This window comes from uncultured Paraglaciecola sp., from assembly GCF_943787955.1.
GTDB lineage: Bacteria > Pseudomonadota > Gammaproteobacteria > Enterobacterales > Alteromonadaceae > Paraglaciecola.
This window is the reverse complement of record NZ_CALSOK010000006.1, coordinates 82,221-102,909: the sequence shown is the minus strand read 5'-3', so window position 1 is coordinate 102,909 and position 20,689 is coordinate 82,221. Positions and strand designations below refer to the sequence as shown.

21 protein-coding genes are annotated in these 20,689 nt (G+C 39.4%); 14 read left to right on the top strand and 7 right to left on the bottom strand.

Annotated features, from left to right (window positions below):
• Positions 1-49: 49 nt before the first annotated feature.
• Complete coding sequence (locus Q0Y52_RS05190) at positions 50-2,944, bottom strand: pitrilysin family protein (RefSeq protein ID WP_297818888.1); 2,895 nt, start codon at positions 2,942-2,944, stop codon at positions 50-52.
• A gap of 194 nt (positions 2,945-3,138) precedes the next feature.
• Between Q0Y52_RS05190 and Q0Y52_RS05185 the strand changes: the two genes are divergently transcribed.
• From Q0Y52_RS05185 to Q0Y52_RS05175, 3 genes are read left to right on the top strand one after another with little or no spacing between them, the layout of a single operon-like run.
• On the top strand, positions 3,139-4,056 hold the full coding sequence (locus Q0Y52_RS05185) for an acyltransferase (RefSeq protein WP_297818886.1): 918 nt from the start codon (positions 3,139-3,141) through the stop codon (positions 4,054-4,056).
• Positions 4,049-4,945, top strand: coding sequence for an acyltransferase (locus Q0Y52_RS05180; protein ID WP_297818884.1), 897 nt, complete (start codon positions 4,049-4,051; stop codon positions 4,943-4,945). The genes Q0Y52_RS05185 and Q0Y52_RS05180 overlap by 8 nt, the downstream gene beginning before the upstream one ends.
• Positions 4,946-6,196 carry a mechanosensitive ion channel family protein gene (locus tag Q0Y52_RS05175; protein ID WP_297818883.1) on the top strand — a complete coding sequence of 417 codons (1,251 nt, stop codon included), beginning with the start codon at positions 4,946-4,948 and terminating at the stop codon, positions 6,194-6,196. It begins immediately after the preceding gene.
• A gap of 34 nt (positions 6,197-6,230) precedes the next feature.
• On the opposite strand, the gene Q0Y52_RS05170 is transcribed toward Q0Y52_RS05175, so the two are convergent.
• Positions 6,231-6,428: a hypothetical protein gene (locus Q0Y52_RS05170; protein ID WP_271861837.1), complete on the bottom strand. Its 198-nt coding sequence runs from the start codon at positions 6,426-6,428 to the stop codon at positions 6,231-6,233.
• Positions 6,429-6,728: 300 nt separating this feature from the next.
• Here Q0Y52_RS05170 and Q0Y52_RS05165 point away from each other — a divergent pair, with 300 nt between their 5' ends.
• From Q0Y52_RS05165 to Q0Y52_RS05155, 3 genes are read left to right on the top strand one after another with little or no spacing between them, the layout of a single operon-like run.
• The gene (locus Q0Y52_RS05165) at positions 6,729-7,322 is read left to right on the top strand and encodes a DUF2884 family protein (protein WP_297818882.1); all 594 of its coding nucleotides are present in this window, start codon (positions 6,729-6,731) and stop codon (positions 7,320-7,322) included.
• A gap of 13 nt (positions 7,323-7,335) precedes the next feature.
• On the top strand, positions 7,336-7,521 hold the full coding sequence (locus tag Q0Y52_RS05160; protein ID WP_297818880.1) for a DUF2884 family protein: 186 nt from the start codon (positions 7,336-7,338) through the stop codon (positions 7,519-7,521).
• Positions 7,522-7,556: 35 nt separating this feature from the next.
• The gene (locus Q0Y52_RS05155; RefSeq protein WP_297818879.1) at positions 7,557-8,375 is read left to right on the top strand and encodes an NAD-dependent epimerase/dehydratase family protein; all 819 of its coding nucleotides are present in this window, start codon (positions 7,557-7,559) and stop codon (positions 8,373-8,375) included.
• A gap of 48 nt (positions 8,376-8,423) precedes the next feature.
• On the opposite strand, the gene Q0Y52_RS05150 is transcribed toward Q0Y52_RS05155, so the two are convergent.
• The 4 genes from Q0Y52_RS05150 to Q0Y52_RS05135 all read right to left on the bottom strand — a co-directional run bounded on the left by Q0Y52_RS05150 (position 8,424) and on the right by Q0Y52_RS05135 (position 12,494).
• Complete coding sequence (locus Q0Y52_RS05150) at positions 8,424-9,845, bottom strand: sodium-dependent transporter (RefSeq protein WP_297818877.1); 1,422 nt, start codon at positions 9,843-9,845, stop codon at positions 8,424-8,426.
• A 114-nt stretch (positions 9,846-9,959) separates the two neighbouring features.
• Positions 9,960-10,700 carry an SDR family NAD(P)-dependent oxidoreductase gene (locus Q0Y52_RS05145; protein ID WP_297818875.1) on the bottom strand — a complete coding sequence of 247 codons (741 nt, stop codon included), beginning with the start codon at positions 10,698-10,700 and terminating at the stop codon, positions 9,960-9,962.
• A complete protein-coding gene (locus Q0Y52_RS05140; protein ID WP_271861808.1) occupies positions 10,693-11,106 on the bottom strand; it encodes a thiol-disulfide oxidoreductase DCC family protein in 414 nt (137 codons plus the stop codon). The genes Q0Y52_RS05145 and Q0Y52_RS05140 overlap by 8 nt, the downstream gene beginning before the upstream one ends.
• Positions 11,107-11,354: 248 nt before the next feature.
• Complete coding sequence (locus Q0Y52_RS05135) at positions 11,355-12,494, bottom strand: hypothetical protein (RefSeq protein ID WP_297818873.1); 1,140 nt, start codon at positions 12,492-12,494, stop codon at positions 11,355-11,357.
• 677 nt (positions 12,495-13,171) lie between these two features.
• On the opposite strand from Q0Y52_RS05135, the gene fldB reads away from it, so the two are divergent.
• The 3 genes from fldB (at position 13,172) to Q0Y52_RS05120 (ending at position 15,448) form a co-directional block, all read left to right on the top strand.
• Positions 13,172-13,714, top strand: coding sequence for a flavodoxin FldB (gene fldB, locus Q0Y52_RS05130; RefSeq protein WP_297818871.1), 543 nt, complete (start codon positions 13,172-13,174; stop codon positions 13,712-13,714).
• Between the two features lie 14 nt (positions 13,715-13,728).
• Entirely contained in the window at positions 13,729-14,517 is a 789-nt protein-coding gene (locus Q0Y52_RS05125) for a CLCA_X family protein (protein WP_297819325.1), read from the top strand.
• 523 nt (positions 14,518-15,040) lie between these two features.
• Positions 15,041-15,448 carry a biopolymer transporter ExbD gene (locus Q0Y52_RS05120; protein ID WP_297818869.1) on the top strand — a complete coding sequence of 136 codons (408 nt, stop codon included), beginning with the start codon at positions 15,041-15,043 and terminating at the stop codon, positions 15,446-15,448.
• A 99-nt stretch (positions 15,449-15,547) separates the two neighbouring features.
• Here the strand turns inward: Q0Y52_RS05120 and rraA are convergent, their stop codons facing one another.
• On the bottom strand, positions 15,548-16,033 hold the full coding sequence (gene rraA / locus Q0Y52_RS05115) for a ribonuclease E activity regulator RraA (protein WP_297818867.1): 486 nt from the start codon (positions 16,031-16,033) through the stop codon (positions 15,548-15,550).
• A gap of 655 nt (positions 16,034-16,688) precedes the next feature.
• On the opposite strand from rraA, the gene Q0Y52_RS05110 reads away from it, so the two are divergent.
• The 5 genes from Q0Y52_RS05110 (at position 16,689) to Q0Y52_RS05090 (ending at position 20,689) form a co-directional block, all read left to right on the top strand.
• Positions 16,689-16,859: a lipoprotein gene (locus Q0Y52_RS05110; RefSeq protein WP_297818865.1), complete on the top strand. Its 171-nt coding sequence runs from the start codon at positions 16,689-16,691 to the stop codon at positions 16,857-16,859.
• A 1-nt stretch (position 16,860) separates the two neighbouring features.
• Complete coding sequence (gene lysA, locus Q0Y52_RS05105; protein WP_271861801.1) at positions 16,861-18,111, top strand: diaminopimelate decarboxylase; 1,251 nt, start codon at positions 16,861-16,863, stop codon at positions 18,109-18,111.
• Between the two features lie 161 nt (positions 18,112-18,272).
• Positions 18,273-19,103, top strand: a complete 831-nt coding sequence (gene dapF / locus Q0Y52_RS05100; protein WP_297818863.1) for a diaminopimelate epimerase — start codon at positions 18,273-18,275, stop codon at positions 19,101-19,103.
• Between the two features lie 21 nt (positions 19,104-19,124).
• The gene (locus tag Q0Y52_RS05095) at positions 19,125-19,790 is read left to right on the top strand and encodes a DUF484 family protein (protein WP_297818861.1); all 666 of its coding nucleotides are present in this window, start codon (positions 19,125-19,127) and stop codon (positions 19,788-19,790) included.
• A gap of 8 nt (positions 19,791-19,798) precedes the next feature.
• A complete protein-coding gene (locus Q0Y52_RS05090; RefSeq protein ID WP_297818859.1) occupies positions 19,799-20,689 on the top strand; it encodes a tyrosine recombinase XerC in 891 nt (296 codons plus the stop codon).

Genomic DNA, 20,689 nt, shown 5'->3' with positions numbered 1-20,689 from the left:
AGCCACCATAAATGAAATGGTGGCTATTATGTAAATTCATAAGGAAGGGTTAAAGTGGTTTACCCTCTTCATCAAGTTCAACAATATTCTCAAACATAGGTTGCAGACTATCCATCACTTTTGCCTTGTCACCGACCACGACTGTGATCATTTCCTCAAGTTTAAGATGTTTAGCCGCTAGTAAATTTAGCTCCGCTTTACCAATGTTCATTAAAATAGTGTTTTGCTCGTCTACAAACGTTTTATCCAGACCGTAAGTCATAATTTCTGATAAGAATTTTAGTTTTTGATTGGGTGTTTCATAAGCTCTAGCATCACGCTGACCGATAGCACTTTTCATAAATATCAGCTCTTCATCTGTGAGGCCGTTTTCTTTAAATGCGTTTATTTCATTTCTAAATTGTAAGATAGAATCCGCTGTTGTATCCGCACGCACTCCAGCTTGAGCCCTAAACGCACCTCTGAAGTCATTGCCGTTAAAGAAAGAACGGGCTCCGTAGGTATACCCCTTATCTTCCCGTAAATTTAGGTTAATACGACTATTAAAGGCCCCGCCTAAGTTGTAGTTCATTAAGTCTGTGCGATAATACTCACCCGTAGCGTCATACTTCAAAGCCCGTTTACCGATACGTATTTCCGACTGCGCAGCATCTGGTTTATCGATAAAATACAAAGTACCGACTGCCAAGTCAGGAAATGCTTTAATAGCTGGCATTTCGGTTGATTGACCTTTCCAGTTATTAAGCGACTTTAATCGTTTGGTAATGCTTGTTTCATCAAGGTCGCTCACAACAATTATTTCGGCATTCCCTGGCCCATAATTCGCTTTGTAAAACCCCTTAACATCATCCAGCGTTAGCGTTTTGACAGTGGTAATGGTACCGCTGTTGGAGTGGGCAAAACTATTGTCAAAACCATAAACCAGTTTACTGAAGATTTCTGTAGCCATTGAGCTAGCATTTTTCTTGGCATTTTTTAAACCTTCAATTTGTTGTTTCTTCAAACGCTCGAAATCAGCAGCATCAAACTTAGGTAATGTTAAACGTTCCATGGCAATGGCAAGGGTAGGATCAAGGTTTTTAGACAAGGTTCTTATTCTAAGGGTGGTAAACTTGTCACCTGCACCAAAACTCACAGTTGAACCTAATTTTTGCAGCTGGTTAGATAACTCTTCAGCAGTCGATTTTAAGGTGTTTTCTTCTAACATAGAGGCCGTTAAAGAAGCTAAACCAAGCTTGTCTATGCCCTCTCGTGTCTGTCCTGCAGATATAAGCAATTGGATGGTAGTAGTGGGGACTTCTTCATTTATTGCTCCCAATACTTTGATACCATTTTTAATATCAACTCGGTATATATCAGGGACTGTAATACTCGGGTTATTACCAGATGGTGGTACAACAGTTCGATCAAAATCAGAAACACCGGGGCGCAATACTAAGCTACTATCACCTATATTTTCTGGGATATTGCGTTCATACCGTTGCCAAGTATCTGCTTTAACAATACTGTCTGCCTGCCCTTTAGGCACAATACTCATGACTACAGAATGTTTGTCTTTGATAAAGGTTTTATAAACTCGCATCACATCGTCTTTCGTGACATTCTCATATCGAGCAATATCATCACTGATTCCATCTGGATTTGAGCGATAAGTTTCATAGGCGGCAAGTTGGCTCACTTTTCCAGAGACACTTTCCAGTCCGTAAACCATACCCGATACAATACCAGCCTTAACACGTTCTATATCGTCGTCGGTCGCCCCACCTCTGCTTTCAAATTCATCTAGTGAAGCACGAATAATAGTTTCTAATTGGGCCAAGTTATGACCAGGGGTAGGCAATGCCAACAGGGTAAATTGGCAACTTAACTCTCCACATCCATGGTTTGCACTGGCCTGAACCGCTTTACCGTTTTTCACCATATTTTTATATAACAGTGACGTTTGGCCGCTACCAAGGATAGACATAAGCACATCAAGCGGTGCTTCATCAGGGTGATTTGCATGTACAGTGGGAAACGACATATACACCAAAGGCAAAGACACATTATCTTCCATAGAAATGTAGCGGTCTTGCTCAAGCGTCACCTTAGCATATTCAGGTTGTGTCACTTCAGGACCTCGAGGAATGCCTCCAAAGTATTTTTTAACCCAAGCCAATGTTTGCGCTTGGTCCATGTCACCACCAATCGTTAACGTGGCATTATTCGGGCCATACCAGCGCAAGAAAAATTCTTTGAGATCGTTCAAGTCAGCACGATTGAGATCGTCTATATAACCAATGGTCGACCAGGAATAAGGATGGCCTTCAGGGAAGAGTGCTTCACCCACTCTTTCCCTAAGCAGCCCATAAGGACGATTATCATAATTTTGACCCCGTTCATTTTTAACGGTTTCACGCTGATTTTCGAATTTCTCTTTGGTAACAGCGTCCAGAAAAAACCCCATACGATCCGCTTCTAACCACAACATCCGTTCTAATTGATTCGAAGGAACTGTTTCATAGTAATTAGTACGATCGGTGTTAGTAGAACCATTTAGTGTGCCACCAGATTCGGTTATCAGCCCAAAATGTTGTTCATCAGCAACGTTTTCTGAGCCTTGAAACATCATGTGTTCAAAGAAATGGGCAAAGCCTGACTTACCGGGCTCTTCACGACCAGAGCCCACATGATAAGTAATGTCTACGTGCACCAAGGGATCTGAATTATCAGGGTGCAAAATAACAGTTAGTCCATTATCGAGCTGGAACTTAGTAAAAGGAATAACAATTTCATCCCCCTTTTTAGCTACAGAAGCAATTTTCTTTATACCTACTGGCAGAACGTTAGGCTCGGCTTGACCTTTATCGGCTTGAATAATGTCTTGATTGGGATCTTTCACATGGCAGGCAGTAAGGCATAACAAAGCCGCCATTCCTGCAACCAGTAAAATTTGTTTTTTCATAAGATGATTAACCATTGATAGAGACAAAAAATATAATTTGGTGGCTAGCGATAATACACATTTCATATCCAAAAATCACGGTCAGACAAGTAAAATTCTATGTCTACCCAGACTTAAAAAATTACAATTACATATCAAACACAATTTTAGTTTAAACTCACTACAGTTTTATTTTTGTGGTGATATTTTACAGTATGTTTTTGACACTTTTTTCCTCCTTGTTTGGGGCGATATCTTCATTAGGCTATTTTATTAACACCCTATTTTGGTTGATACCCATTTTAATTTGTTCATTTCTGAAGTTAATACCCATCAAAATATGGCAAACGTTTATGTCTTATTTACTGGATGGTTGCGCCACGTTTTGGATATCTGTCAACAGTGTCAACCAGAATCTATTTAGTCGCACAACATTTGAAGCGACGGGTCTAGAAGGGTTAAGCCTGAAAGATTGGTACTTAGTGATATCAAATCATCAATCTTGGGTTGATATCTTAGTATTGCAACGCATTTTTAATCATAAAATTCCTTTTCTAAAATTTTTCTTAAAGAAAGAATTAATTTGGGTGCCCTTTATTGGTCTGGCTTGGTGGGCGTTGGACTTTCCCTTTATGCATAGATACAGCAAAGCGTTATTAGCCAAATATCCTCATTTAAAAGGCAAAGATTTAGAAAACACCCGTAAGGCTTGCGAAAAATTCACCTTTAAGCCAGTGAGTATTATGAATTTTGTAGAAGGTACGCGGCTCACCGAACAAAAGCGGACACGCCAAGGGGCACAGTTTCAACACTTGCTCAAGCCCAAAGCTGGCGGTATGGCTTTTGTGTTAGGAGCCATGGGAGAGCAGCTACATAAATTACTCGATGTAACTATCCATTATCCACAAGGAACACCGACTTACTGGGAATTTGTCTGCGGAAACGTTAAACATGTTCAAGTCCACATTAAAGTGTTGTCTATCCATGAATTACGCAATAGCGATGCCTTTGGGCCTGGCTACTTTGACGACCATACACAAAGGGTTAAATTTCAACGTTGGTTAACAGAATTGTGGGAGCAAAAAGACCAAAATTTGCAGTTGCTTTTAGCAGAGAAACCTCGAGATGTTTAGTGTGCTGCCAAGTTTTATTGTGTTCCCTGTGCATTTGACTTTACAAATGATCAGCCTAGCGTTTTGGGCACTATGCATTACTTTTCTTGGTTTGATAAAGTTTATTCTGCCTTTTCCATTTATCATTAAACCGCTAAATATCACTCTAAATCTGATGATGTGTGCATTTGGATTTTGTAGTGTGGCCTTAATCAAATATATGAATAAAGTAGAATTAGATTATGAAGTGGAAGGTGAACTTAGCAAGAAAGAATGGTATCTGATAGTGGCAAATCACCTTAGCTGGTTAGATATTATTTTATTAACTGATTTTGCTGCTGGAAAAATTCCTGCGCCTAAATTTTTTCTTAAAAAAGAATTGATTTGGCTCCCTTTTGTAGGTCTTGGCGCATGGGCACTAGATATGCCTTTTATGCAAAGATACAGTAAAGCTTTCTTGCAAAAATATCCCCACCTAGAAGGTAAAGACATCGCTACCACTAAAAAATCGTGTGAGAAATTTCGTCAGTTGCCTACTACAGTCATCAACTTTGTCGAAGGTAATCGATGTACTCCAGAAAAACAAAAAATCAAACAAAGTCCATTTAAAAACCTGTTACCACCTAAAGCAGGCGGTATAGCGTTTACCCTTGCCACTATGGGCGAGTTATTTACAAGCGTGCTGGATGTGACAGTCATTTACCCTGATAACCAAGGAAGCCCCATGATGGCAATGTTAGGCGGTCGTTTACACAAAGTCGTTTTACGGGTTAATGTGCATCCAGTGACTGATGACATAATGGGTGACTATTTTAATGATGAAAACTTTAAACATGGATTTCAGAATTGGTTAAATTCGGTTTGGCAACAAAAAGATAAACTTATCACCCATTTAAAAGGGACAATCTAAATGCAAGAAAACCATTACCTTACAGATAATCTTTTATCACTTTTTGAACACTTGGGTATTCAGGCCACTCCCGATGGCTTGATATTTCAAGGGGTAGCCTTACTAGGTATCTTACTGCTCGCTTGGCTGGTTAATTGGCTCACTAAAAGCATACTCAACAGTCGCTTACGAAAGCTGGTTAGTAGGAGTAAAAACAAATTTGACGACGAATTACATCAGCATGGTTTTTTCAAACGCATCGGGCATATTGTCCCCGCCATTGTTATCTATTTACTCAGCCAATTACTTATTGAAAACCCCTTACTGTTAGCGTTTATGCAAAAAACTGCGGTTATTTATATGCTGATCTCTGCAGTGATGGCGCTCAGTGCACTGCTGAACACGATAGAAGATAGTTATAATGCCTCAAATTTAGCTAAAAAAGCGCCTATTGCGGGTTTTATCCAAGTGGCTAAATTGTTTGTGGTGATCATCGCAGGATTATTGATCATCTCTAATCTGATGGACAAGTCACCATTATTATTGCTCTCTGGGTTAGGCGCAATAACCGCCATACTTTTATTGCTATTTCGAGATACTATTTTAGGATTTGTTGCTGGTATCCAGATAGCAGCAAATCGTATGGTCAATACCGGTGACTGGATTGAAATGCCCAAATATGGCGCAGATGGTGATGTATTACAGGTTGGCTTAACAACTGTCAAAGTGCAAAATTGGGATAAAACAATCTCTACTATTCCTACTTACGCACTGATTTCTGAGCCAGTAAAAAATTGGCGCGGTATGACCGACAGTGGTGGACGTCGAATTAAGCGAGCTCTTAATATTGATATCCAAAGCATCCGTTTTTGTGACCAGGACATGCTGGATGAATTTACTAAAATTCGTTATATAAAGAGTTATATTCAAGTCAAACTTGAAAAGCTGCAACGTTTCCACAGTGAACAACACATCGACACTACAGATCTAGTCAATAGCCGCAGGCTCACCAACATTGGTACATTACGCGCCTACATGCAGGCATACTTAGAAAATCATCCCGACATTAACAAAAACATGACGTTAATGGTGCGCCAGAGACCACCTACAGAGCTTGGCATGCCGTTAGAAATTTATTGTTTTTGTGCAGATAAAAACTGGGTTAATTATGAAGGGATCCAAAGCGATATTTTTGATCACTTACTGGCAATTTTGCCAGCGTTCAAACTAAGAGCCTATCAACGTGTTAGCGATAGACCCCAAGCTAACTAATGCTAGGGTCTTCCCAACATCAGGATAACCAATACTAAACCGTAGCTAAGGCATATACAAACACAGCAAATAAGGCCAAAGCTGACGCCCCAAAAAAGCCGTATTCAACTTTGGACTGCATCACGTTTACACCTTCTGGAGCCGGTAAAATGCTCATAATAATGCTGCTAATACCTAAAACGAAGGTGATTAATATAAACCCAAATAGAATGGGTTCGTGCCAATTACTCATGAGTCAATTCCTATTTCTATATCTATCAAACTGTGTACATTATGCACCAGAAACCCAGAATGCCAAAAGACATAAAAGGAAAAAGGTATATTGCGTATTTATCTATCGTATATCGCCCATTGACTTAACAGACTGGCGTAGATGCGCATTTATTAGTCTTGTTCACTCATTACCCTGATGATATTGATCTAAATTATTCTCAAAAAAATATTACTCATTGTTTTTAATGGCTTTTTATTTCTGGCCTAAGCTTTGCTCTGTTTGACGAGAAGACCATGATTAACTAATTAGGAGAATTAAATGCGTACTATGATATTTGCAGGAGCTCTAGCTTGTTGTTCACCTTCGGCATTCGCCTTAGATTCAAACAATACGTGCAATGTTGAGCTTAATGGCAACATGCAATTAGAAAACCACGTATTGGCAGCCACTTTAGACAACAATACCCGCCTGAGTATTGACCAAGATAAAACATTGTACATTGATGGCATTGCTTTGACTCTGAATCCAGAACAACAACACTGGGTAGATAATTATTATAACGGTATCAATCAAGCTGTGCCCCAAGCTGCAGCGATAGCGACAGATGCAGTCGCGCTGGCAAGTACCGCATTAAACGAGGTATTCACAGAATTATTAGGCTCAGATAATACTGCGTTAGCGGATTTATCAGACAAATTACGCAAGCTTGATCAGCAAATCCAATATCACTTTTACGCAGATAATGGCGACATTCGTTTACATTCTGAGTCGTTTAAAAACGGTGGTTTTTTTGGCGAGCAATGGGAAGCACAATTTGAGGAAGCCATTGAAGGTTTAGTTACAGACTCCATTGGTCACTTGATGTTAGCCATAGGCACCCAGCTAATTTTTAGCTGGTGGAGACACAGATGAGTTTGAACAAAAAATGCAACGTTTTGGCGAACAAATAGAACAAAAAGTGGGGTATCAAGCCGCCATATTAGAGAAAAAAGCAGATGCCTTGTGCTTAACCCTTTCTCAAGTAGATTTTGCTGAAACCCAATTACAGCAAATTAAACAACTCGCTAGTGTAGATGTTATTCAATTGCACGACCAACCTCGTCGCATGTGATACCTTTTGCCTAAAAAACAATATGGACACCATAAATGCAAATATCAATAGTTGGTTGTGGGTGGTTGGGGCTGCCTCTGGCAATTAATCTTCAAGAAAGTGGCCATAATATTATTGCCACATGTCGCAGCCAACAAAAAGCCGATAAATTAACTCAACTAGGCCTTAATGCAGAATGTTTTGAGTTAGGTGACGAGCTGGAGCATGGCCGCATAGCTAAACTGTTTACATCCAAGGTATTAGTGCTAAACGTTCCTGTAGGTCGTAAAAGCCCAAATACAGGCCACTTTGCACAACACATGCAAGCGCTACTGAAGTTTGCTGCAAACAGCCAAATACAAAACCTGATCTTTATTAGCACTACGTCTGTCTATGGAGATAATAGCGGGACAGTCAATGAACAAAGCCCCACCCACCCACAAACTCGGTCAGGGCAAATCAATTTAGCTGTTGAAGCCTTAGTGCAGGGATCTTTTGCTAGCCGCAGTACCATTATTCGAGCTGCAGGTTTAGTGGGTAAAGACCGCCACCCTGCAAATTACCTTGCTGGTAAAATAGGATTGCTTAATCCCGATAATGTGGTGAATCTAATTCACCAAGATGATGTTATTTGCGCCATTAAAACGGTGATTGAAAGGGATATCTGGGGCCAAACCTTGCACTTGAGTGCGTTAGCACATCCCACTCGCGCTCAATATTACACTTGGGCAGCAGAAAATCTTGGACTCAGCGCGCCAATATTTACCCATGGTGCAGGCGTTGCATTAGGGAAAAAAATTGACGCCAGTAAAAGTTTGCAAATACTGGGGTTGTCACTTAAGTATCCCAGTCCATTTGACATGTTAAGGCAGTAACTTCCTAGTTACTGCCAATATTTTTTGGCTGCTTTTGAATAAAATAGCCTAACCTATCAATGCAGCACCAAAGAATTTCAACGCAATGGTGTTAATCAATACCAACAACAAAATGACTGGTATAAAGGTGCCTACCGAGAAATCAACATATCGCTCAAACCAGCTATGTGCATAATGGGGTGCACCTTCATCTAATTCTTTATTGAAATTTGCCTTCTTCCAACGGTAGATAACAAATAGACAAATTAACAGACCATTCAGGGGTAAAATAGTGTCGTAAAACACATCAATTATCACATCAAAGAATGACTTGGACTGCCCGGCATAGCTGACAAAACCAGTAAAAAAGTCTATCATTCCAAATGATGTTGCTGCCATTAACGCCATAACCACCAAAAGTAATCCCATCCAGCCCAAAGCTTTACGGCGACTGAATTTTTTCTCTTCCATCAATGCAGCGACTGGTACTTCGAATATAGAAACAATCGAAGTGATAGCAGCAAAAAACACTAATAAAAAGAAAAAGCTAGCCACAGCACTGGCGCCCACGTAACCAATAGTGGCTTGTAAGGCCAAAAATATTTTAGGCAAGAATGTAAAAATCATACCCACTGACGAGTCACTTAAATCATTGGTGTTGATATCAGGATTAAATGAAAACACGGCGGGTAGAATCAATAAACCCGCAATAAAAGCCACAGCCGTATCTAACAAAGCGACCATTTTTGCAGAGCCGGGCACATCTGTCTTTTTATCTAAATAAGAGCCATAGGTGATCATGATCCCCATACCCAAAGACAATGAAAAGAATGCCTGAGATAACGCACCATTGACCACAGAAGCGTTAATTTTGCTAAAATCAGGTATCACATAATATTTCACGCCTTCAAAGGCATTGTCCAAGGTCAACACAAAAATCACTAGGGCTATCAGCATAATAAACAAGGTAGGCATCATAAATTTCGCAGCTTTTTCAATTCCTTGTTTGACCCCACCTTGCAAAATCAAATAGATAATAGCCAGTACGCCGACCATGTAATAAAACAAGTCGTAACCATTAATGAAAGAGCCAAAGGTATCGGGTGCAGCAAGCATATCTAGATTACCCGTCACAGAATGAAACAAATAACCGAATATCCAAACAGTGATAACCAAGTAAAAAACAGCAATCATGAAGGGTGTAATAATCGAAAGCCAACCTGCTACTTTCCAGCCTTTATGCCCATCTGACATAGAAGAATAGGCACCGAGGGGATCTTTACGACTGTGCCTACCCACAGACATTTCAGCCAACATTACAGGTAAACAAATAAACGCCACAAAGATGGCATAGATTAACAAAAACGCGCCACCACCGTTTTTAGTCGCCGCAACGGGAAAACCCACCATATTACCGATACCTACGGCTGAACCAGCTGCAGCTAGAATAAAACCTAAACGTGAACCAAATTGTTCGCGGGGTGCGCTCATAACCTATCCTATTTTATTTTTATAATTTGGATAGATATTACCAGCAGATTTTCAGAAAGTCTTTTATGTTGGCAATACGGCCACAACAAAACGCTGAAAATCATTTGCAACGCGTTACCAAGGGATGCTCTTACCTTGCCAATCAATGTAGTGTGGGCCGTTTTCTGCAGTTAGATTAGGAATGATGTTTAGTAACTGTGTGACAGTAAAGTCAGTAGTAAATAATTTATTTTTAGGTACCTTAGACTGAAACGGTTTTGAAAGCTCTGTTTCAACTGTGCCAGGGTGATAACTGATCAAACAAACGTTTTTCGCCCGTCTTTGGCATTCAATTTGTGCGCATTTTATCATCATATTGAGTGCCGACTTACTGGCTCTATACCCATACCAGCCACCTAGGTTATTGTCACTAATACTGCCTACTCTAGCACTAAAAAAAACTAATTTAGACGGCTCAGTTCCTTTTAATAATGGCTCTACATGTTTTAACCATATAGCCGGTAATATAGCGTTAGTGGTGAAGTAAAAACTTAGCTGATCTTTTTGAATATCTTCTAAACGTTTTTCAGGCATGATTGTTTGATTGTCAACGCCGATTGCATGTAATGCTCCGATGCAACATACAACTAGACTAAATTGACCACCAGCTTGCTTAAGTTGTTGACAATATTGAGCCACCAAATTTTCGTTTTCAGAATCAAGGGTATGATATTGCACGCCTTCTATAGGCGCCGCAGGTAATGAGCGAGACACGGCGAACACATACTGGTAATCGCCTGATTCATATAGTTTTTTAACTAGCGCTTTACCGATGCCTCCTGAGGCACCTATCACCAATGCATTACCTTTAAACATCTACTTTTTCACCTTTATTCTCACAGGGTACACAGCGTTTTTTTCCGGTTAAAAGATAAGAGATACGGTGGCGATATTTAGCAAAAATATTGTAGGCTATATCAGCAAACCATTTTATGACCGGCCACCTTAGAGGCGCATATACCCAACCTTTGCCCACCAGTTTCCAAGCTAAATAGGTTACATCTAATCCACTGATCAAAGTACCATCAGCTAAGTAACCGTGGATCCGTGCATCTAATACCTGCCAATCTAGGTGTGGATAATCGACAGAGAAAGCAGGTGCGTGAATATCAACAAACATAATATTTTTTTGTTTATCTAATTGCTTTAATTTGTTCATCTCTATCGAACACAAAGGGCAATAGCCATCATAAAAGATGGTGAGGGGAGAATTTTGGATCATTTAGCCAGCACATTTGTTTGTTCATAATTTTTTTACGTTAATAAAGACATAGTGGATTACATTCACCATGTCTTATTTTACTCGCTGTGCTCGCTTTTGACATTAAAAATGGCGGTCAATACTATGTTAACTCAAGCAATTTATCTTGCTGATTGAACAAGGACAGAGTGATATAACCAAACTAAGTGAAAATGAAAGTGAAATAATCCTGAAATAAGATTACATATTATTGCTTAACATAGTTCAAACTAGTCGAACCATTTTGTTTGTATGGGCACGCTAAACAGCAGTGGAGCAAACTGTTGGTAATGTGCACGATTTTGCACACACTGAATATTATTTAGGTACACTGCCTTCCAAGGGTCGTTAACCAGCCATAAGGTGTTATCCACTACCGCTACCCCTTCTATAGAAGCGTTGTCCATGACTTCATAGTTTTCACATCCTTCACTGCTAATATGAATTTCAGCAAAAAAATCGATAGGCAAAATAGTAGTTTCTTTTTGACCGGATAAATCTACCACCCATAATGTTTCATCGTTTCTGGCGGCCATCAGTAAAAATTCTCGACCATCAGCTGTTTGGTAATAGTTCATGCCGTTAATAGGGTGATTACCACTTTCAAATGTCGGTAAATTCAAAGCAACGTCAGTCACTATTGCAAATTCATCTGATTGCCAAAACGCGCTGTGCATTTGCAAAGAAAAAACTCTGGCTTGTTTTTTAATGTCTTTCTCAATGCCTACATATAAAGTTCTGGCTTGACCAAAGGTGAGGGCTTCAACCCCGTCATTAGGGAAATTGCCAATTTGCATATCAGCAGTGAATTGGATTGGACGAATATGGGTTATCAAGACTGTATTGTTGGCTTGCAATTCAAGTCTAACAAGCAAGGTGGGATAATGTGTTGAGCCTGAATTTAAATATTTTTGCTGACAATCATCAGACATAGGATCGGCGTATGACGCATCTTCTGTGACCACATAAAATACCTTATCATCATCAGGATCGACAACCAACGCTTCGAGATCAGGATTATCACTGATGTAGGCGGCAAAACAGCTTGCTTGTAATTCTTCAGATAAAATCATTGGAAAATCAGGGCCGCTTAACAAAGCATCATCTGGAGAGATAGTCCGCAAGCGCAGCCGTTGTGAAGGATGGGCACTGCGATCGCTCAAGGTCAACAAACCATCACGCCATTTCACTAAGCCAGATGGCTGCGGATCGAGCATCACTTGACCGTTTTGTTCCATGATCCAATGGCCATTGACTTGCAATTTTTGCTCTGTTTGTACTAATTTCTCTACTTGTGCCAATTCAGGGGGTTTGCCACAGCTAATTAATAAACTGCAAATCCCTACAATAAAACCCACATTCGTTCTCATTTACAACCTAATCTCACGTTCATGAATCATGTAATTAATGAAGTTTAACCCACACAAAATCACGAAGGAATAAAAAATTCGGCGCATTTGATGATTATTTTTCATCACTCAACAAGACGCCAGCAAACCAGCCGTTAGCCAAATATTTAACACCTACATAAAAAGCCGCGATACGATATTTTATTTGTATAATGCAGCTGTTTAGATGACCAGATATGGGTTTAGGAGAACATTGTGAAAGTAACCTGGTTGATAGTCTTAATAAGCTAGACGGTTTCTGTCGCAGCCAAGCCAAGGACACAAGTAGCACTGTATATTGATGCTTACAACAAACATAATATCGAAGAAATGCTTGAAAAAGCCAGTGAAGAGGTAAGATGGCTACACAAGGTTAATGACATGCTGTTAATCGAAATCAATAAAAAGAACGCTATGCAAATTGTTATGGATGCTCATTTTAATCAGCTCACTCATGCTTGTTCACAGATTTGACCATTTTTAACACTTGGTGATTCGGTCATCACAATAGAAGAAGCATTCTCGAATGATGCAGAACACTCTTAATGTGCATTTTCTATCAAATGAACAAGACCTAATTCATTCAATCATTTATTATGCAACTGCAGCGTATGAATTCAATGACATCGCTTCTATACATCTATCCCAAATAGGACTTCATGATTAATAGCGAATTAAAAATCGGCCTTTTTTACGGTTCAACCACTTGTTATACCGAAATGGCCGCTGAGAAAATTCAAGCTAAGTTGCACGACTTAGTAGGTCATACCTGTGTTGAATTATTTAATATTAAAGATCACGCGCTATCTAAAACACAAGAGTTCAACATCCTTTTATTTGGCATTTCGACGTGGGATTTTGGGGAATTACAAGAAGACTGGGAATCTACTTGGCAAGACATCCAAGGACTACACTTGGAAGACAAGACAGTGGCTATTTTTGGTTTAGGAGATCAGCTAGGTTATGCAGAGTGGTTTCAAGATGCAGTAGGCATGTTGCATGACGAACTGCTCGTATTAGGTTGTGACTTCGTTGGCTACTGGCCTAACCAAGGATACGACTTCATCGCATCAAAAGCGCTCACAGAAGACAAAAGCTTTTTTGTTGGTTTAAGCCTCGATGATGAAAACCAATATGATCTAACGGATGAACGTATCGACGGTTGGTGTCATCAATTACTAGCTGAAATAAAAACGTTGTAGTACTTAATTTGCAAATACCAAACTCTCGGATCCATAAACCCTTCTATCGTAACGGCCCTTCTCACCGAGACGGTGCCGATGTTAGCTTTCAAGATATCGTTAAAATCTTTGGCTTCCGCACTGCCACAATCGGAAAATGGGTCACTGCTGCAGAACAACAAATTGCGGCCAACCTATTTTTTGATGCCTTGTGCGATCTGATGGATATTTTACAAGTACCAGAAGCAGTGATATCTCTCAATGGTAGCCTCTCATTAGCATTTGGCAGCGGCGGAAGAAAACATAGCAGTGCTCACTATGAGTCAAATACCAAAAAGCTAGCGTTAGCAAAAAATGCAGGGGGAGGTGCCCTAGCCCATGAGTGGTTTCATGCTTTTGACCATTATATTTGTGACAAATTATTTGTTCAGGCTTCCCATAAACAATTTGCTTCCCAGTGTTGGTTACAAGACAAGAAACAAATATCCCATCAACTAAATAAGAAACTTAGCCTGTGTTTCGAAGCAATATTTTTAGGTGCAGATAAAAGCCAGCCGAATGAGTATGTTAAGCGCAGCGCTCAAGCAGATAAATTACTGAAGATATTTTATTACGCACGCCCGCAAGAGATGGTTGCTCGGGCCTTCGAAGCTTGTATTCAAGATCATTCCACCAAAAATGCATTTCTGGTACAAGGCACTAAACAAAGCCCTGAAGCAAAGATGGGGATTTATCCCGTTGCAGAACTCCGAACAACCATTTCTAAAAACATATTAGATTATTTTTATCACTTAGGGCGAGGGCTGAAAGTCGAAAAGGCATAGAGCGGTTGTAACCGCTATATTTGTAATGCATTGAATATGATGGCTATTTGCGCTGAAATTTAGTGTCAACAAGTCAGCAATAATATTCAATTAATTCCTGTTTCTGATTGCTGCGATGCCTTTGACTATTTTCAGACGTTGGGTATATCTCAGTTAGTCATGTAAAAAGGGACTGACAATATTTCACTGCAACCCCACATAATTCATAAACCTATATATTTATAAATTTAAAATTCCACTTTCAATAACATTTAGCGACTTCATATTTGGCCTACTTCGTTGCTTGTAAAGTTTGACTTAGACTTGAACTCTGTAAAGTGAAGATCGGCACTTAATGTTTACTAGGCGCAACAAATTGTAAAACCTACTGGATTATTTTTATCATTTGGGGCAGGCTATGTGTAAGAAAAATGTCTTATAACTTGAGTGTTTTGTTGATTATAAGTTAATTAATAGATGCTCTAAAGCTTAACTGCCTTTATACTAGGCAGTCTTGTTTTAACCCAATTGGCGATTTATACCGATGAAAAGAAAAAAGCACGGCAGTTCTGATGACGAAGCTGCAATTGATATGACTCCCATGTTGGACATAGTGTTCATCATGCTTATCTTCTTTATAGTGACCACTTCTTTTGTAAAAGAGAAAGGCCTAGAAGTTAATCGTCCCAAAGATTCTAAAACGCCACCACCGCCGACTAATGTTAAATCACTATCCATTCGGGTGAATGAAGACGGCTCTATAGTTGTAAACGGTCGTCTGGTAGATATTCGCCGCGTTGAAGCCAATATTCAAAGCTTTTTGGCCGAGAATAACCAAGATTCTGCAGCTGTTCAGGCGCATCCAAAGGCAAAACACGGTGATGTAACTGAAGTGATAAACGAAGTGAAAAAAGCGGGTATATCAAATGTATCAGTGTTGGTTGGAAAATAAAAACCAAGCACAACAACAAGATTAATTAAAAACGCCGCTGTTCAATGAATAGCAGCGTCTTTTTACAGAGCTTTTTAGTTGATTAATTAATTTTAAAATTCACTCAAGATCTAATGGCTCTGGAGATAATATGATTCCAGTGGTGTCAGCATACAAATGGTCTTCTGGTAAGAATGTTACGCCACCAAAATTAACTGCCACATCCGTTTCACCCGTATCTTGATCGTCTGCACTAACAGGGATTGAAGCGATGGCATGAATGCCGATGTTTATTTCTTCTAGTTCATCTACTTCACGTACGCTGCCATAACAAACGATCCCTTCCCAACCATTATCACAGGCTAACTGGGCAACACTAGAATCAATCAACGCTCGGCGCATAGAGCCACCACCATCAATTAAAAGGATCTTTCCTAATCCTGACTGCTCTAGCGTTTTTAGAATTACCCCCTTGTCTTCAAAACATTTTATAGTGGTAATTTCTCCACCATAAGAGGCCCGGCCACCAAAACTCACAAACATGGGTTCAACCACGTCAACACTGTCGGCAAAAACATCACAAAGAGTAGAAGTATTGTAATCCATGTTTGTTCCAAATATAGCTGAATCAAGTTTTAGTATACTGCTAGTGAACAGCAAATCCAGCGTAAAAATTTTTAGAAGTAGTTTTACTTGGTCTCAAGGGCCTAGCAAAAGGGCCTCTGAATTTATATAGTCTTTAAATACGCTCCTAAATACCAAGCACAGTGAAGTTCTAACACAACACAACAAAGCGTTGTTTCAATGGGGTATTTAATGATGATAGATTTTTTCATCGATGTATATTTAGCACTTATCAGAAAGTAAATGCCAACCATTAAATGAAGTCATGTTAATAAATCCTCTATTTTGACAGTTGACTATACCTATATTCTGTCTGTGCTGTGCCTTTGCAGGTTCATGAAATCCTAAGACTAGATGTTATTGAATGCTGGCTAAACAGTGACACAACATAAATACCCATGGATGGTGAGGGCATTATGGCGTCAAGTGAGATATCTACTGAACTTTATGTATTTACTATCCCAGCTAAAGAATCAATTTAGCTGGGATAAAATAAGGTTGTGAGGGCTGCTAACCTAGTTTTTTATCTTTGTTATTTCTTATTGCATAAAATAAGCAATTCTAAGACTAGCATCTCTTGTTTTTATTCTCGGTAATGACATCATTAACGTATATATGTAATAACGAGGTTGTTGTGATGGTAAAAAGAATAAAAATAAAACCAATTGGCTTAGCTTTACTGGCAGTAGTCATACTCACTGCCTGTGGTCAAAAACGAGCTTTATATTTACCAGAAGAGCCTGTCACTAACAACACCCCACCTCACTCAGAACCATCAACTGAGTCTGGCGAACAAGGAAAAAATTGATATGGACTACTTTGCCTATAAAAATGAACAACTATTTGCTGAAGACGTAGCCCTTGAAACCGTCGCTCACATTTACGGTACACCTTGTTATGTTTACTCAAAAGCCACAATTGAACGGCATTGGCATGCCTTTGATAGGGCAGCCGGAAGTCAGCCACATTTAATCTGTTATGCCGTCAAAGCGAATTCAAATTTGGCAGTATTAAATGTAATGGCCAAGCTAGGTTCGGGCTTTGATATTGTTTCTGGTGGTGAGCTAACACGTGTTCTCAAAGCTGGTGGAGATCCCAGCAAAGTAGTGTTTTCTGGGGTAGGTAAGACTCATGATGAGATTGCTTTAGCCTTACATCATAATATTAAGTGTTTTAATGTAGAGTCGCGCAGTGAATTGACTCGTATCAACGAAGTCGCTGCACAAGCAGGAAAAAAAGCGCCTATCTCTATTCGAGTCAACCCTGATGTAGATGCTAAGACCCATCCATACATTTCTACGGGCCTTAAAGACAACAAGTTTGGGGTCGAACGCCAGCAGGCCGTTGAAATTTATAAATATGCGAATAGCTTACCGTTTTTAAATGTAGTCGGCATTGATTGCCACATTGGTTCCCAACTTACTGAATTATCACCCTTTGTGGATGCCTTAGATATATTGTTAGCTTTGATCGACGAACTAGCAGAACAACAAATACATATACAACACCTTGATGTAGGCGGTGGATTAGGTGTGACTTACAATGATGAAGAGCCGCCTCACCCCGACCAATATACACAAGCAATTTCCCAACGTTTACAAGGCCGAGAAAAACTACTACTTATCTTCGAGCCGGGCCGGGCAATCATGGCTAATGCAGGCGTTTTGTTGACCAAAGTCGAATTTCTAAAACAAGGGGCGGAGAAAAATTTTGCTATAGTTGATGCAGCAATGAATGATCTTATTCGTCCAGCACTTTATTCAGCATGGCAAAATATCATTCCTGTAGACGCAGGTCTTCAAAGAACCAAAGCCATTTATGACGTAGTAGGCCCCATTTGTGAAACCGGCGACTTTCTTGGTAAAGATCGTGAATTGACTATCGCACCCGAGGATTACCTTGCAGTTCGAAGTGCTGGTGCATACGGTTTTGTTATGGCATCAAATTATAATAGTCGATGTAAGGCCGCAGAAGTGTTAATTGACGGTGACAAGATGCATTTAGTCAGAGAACGAGAAAAAATAGCCCAATTATTTGAGGGTGAGCACATACCAGCATAGATATTGTTTTTTGAAAAATTAATTTAATAAAAATTGAGATTATTTAGCCTGTATTAAGTTAAAGGCATAGTCAGTCTTTCACTGAAATGATATAACTATTTCATAATATCATTCACGTATCTGTTCTGGCGTGTTGAAAAAATTTTAGCTAAGTAGTCGCAATGCAAATCCAGTTTTCAAAGATGCATGGTCTGGGGAATGATTTTGTTGTTATTGATAACGTAACGCAAAACGTGTTTTTTTCTAAAGAAAAAATTCAACAACTTTCAGACAGAAATTTTGGTATAGGATTCGATCAACTTTTATTGGTTGAGCCCCCTTATGATCCAGACCAAGATTTTCATTACAGAATATTCAACGCAGATGGATCTGAAGTCTCTCAGTGTGGCAATGGCGCGCGCTGTTTTGCTCGATTCGTAAAAATGAAAGGCCTAACCAACCGCAATAAAATTGTGGTCAGTACTAAAGCGGGTCGTATGGTTCTGTACCTTGAGAAAGATGGGCAAGTTACTGTAAATATGGGTGTACCTGAGTTTGAACCAAGTTTGGTGCCAGTAAAAGCCAATAAACGTGAAAAAGTTTACATATTAAGAGCACAGGAGCACACTTTTTTTTGTGGTGTTGTTTCTATGGGTAATCCACATTGTGTGTTGTTGGTAGATGATGTAGAAACTGCCGATGTTGAAACAATGGGTCCCTTGCTTGAAAAACACGAACGTTTTAGCGAAGGTGCAAACGTTGGCTTTATGCAAATTATTAATCACAACCATATCAAGCTTCGTGTTTTTGAAAGAGGTGTAGGTGAAACATTAGCTTGTGGCAGCGGAGCTTGTGCAGCAGTAGCTGTAGGTCAATTACAAAATAGATTAAGTAAAGATGTTAGAGTTGATTTGCGCGGTGGCAGTTTAAAAATACGTTGGCAAGGTAATGATAATGTATTAAAAATGACAGGCGCCGCTGAGCATATTTTTGATGGATATATAAACCTTTGATTAAAGAGTCGCAAAAATAAAATGGATACAACGATTGCATACGAATCTAAAAATCTAATTGACGCCGAGCAAGTTGCTGCTTATTTACTTGAAAATCCTGATTTTTTCTCTAAATTCCCACAACTTATTGAGAACATCACTATTCCTCATGCTCACAAAGGCAGTGTCTCTTTGGTGGAGCTTCAAGGTGAAAAGCTACGTAAAAAAGTCAGGAGTCTAAGTCAAAAACTTAATCAATTAACCTTTATTGCCAAACAAAACGAAGTCATTTATCGGGTCTATACAGAATTGAACTTGCGCATTCTAAAGTGTACCAACCTTGATGATCTCAAATTTATTTTGGAAGAGGTCATTCAAGAAAATCTCCAGTTATCATCTGTAATCTTAAAGCCTTTCAAAGGGGCCCATGCTTTACCTGAGATTCAGCGTCGCCTATTTATCGAAAAACGCTTTAAAAGACATAAATTTTTCTTTGGCCGTTTAAGTGATCATGAACGCAGGCTATTATTTGCTGATCAGGAGGCTAACTCGGTTGCTTTATTGCTTATAGGTGATTTAGGTGAACTTGGGATTTTGGCTATTGGTAGTAAAGACCCGGGACACTTCAATCCAGATATGGATACCTTATTGATCACGCAACTACAGCAATTTTTGGGTGTTTTGTTACCTAAAATGCTGACTGCTTAGCCAATAAAATGTTGAGACCAGGCTTACATACTTGGTTAGAAAAATACCTTTCACATTTAAGGTATGAAAAAAATTTAGCTAATAATTCGATAGAAAATTATCACCGGCAGTTAAATGCAGCTTTCAAGAAACTTGATTTTGAGTGTTGGTCAACATTTAATACCTCAGATGTTCGCAATATTCTAAACGATGCTCGTAAAAGTAGGCTAAGTTCCCGTTCCATTGCTTTACGCTTATCTTCTATCAGAGGGTTTTGTGCCTATCTTGTTCAGCAAGGTCAACTAACACAAAACCCAGCATCATCAATTCAAGCACCTAAACAAGCTAAACCATTACCAAAACAACTGAATGTTGATGAAATGCATCAATTACTGGATATCAAAGAAAATGACACTCTGGCAATACGAGATAAGGCCATGATGGAACTTATGTATAGTTGTGGTTTACGTTTATCGGAATTAGCTAATCTTAATATCAGAAGCATTCAACCTGACAGACAACTAAGAGTCATAGGAAAAGGCAATAAAGAACGTTTATTGCCAATTGGCAAGATTGCCATAGAAGCATTAGCTGTCTGGCTAAAAATCAGGCCACAGCTTGCATCTATTGAAGAACCCGCATTATTTGTAAGTATGCTTAAAAATAGGATCGGCACCAGGCAAATAGCAAAACGTATGAAATTGTGGGCCACTCGGCAAAACCTAGAACAATCTGTTAATCCACATAAACTAAGACACAGTTTTGCCACGCATGTTTTAGAATCAAGCTCAGACTTAAGGGGCGTACAAGAGTTATTAGGCCATGCTAATTTATCTACAACCCAAGTTTATACACACCTGAATTTCCAGCATCTAGCCCACGTATATGATAATGCTCACCCTAGGGCAAAAAAATCTTAA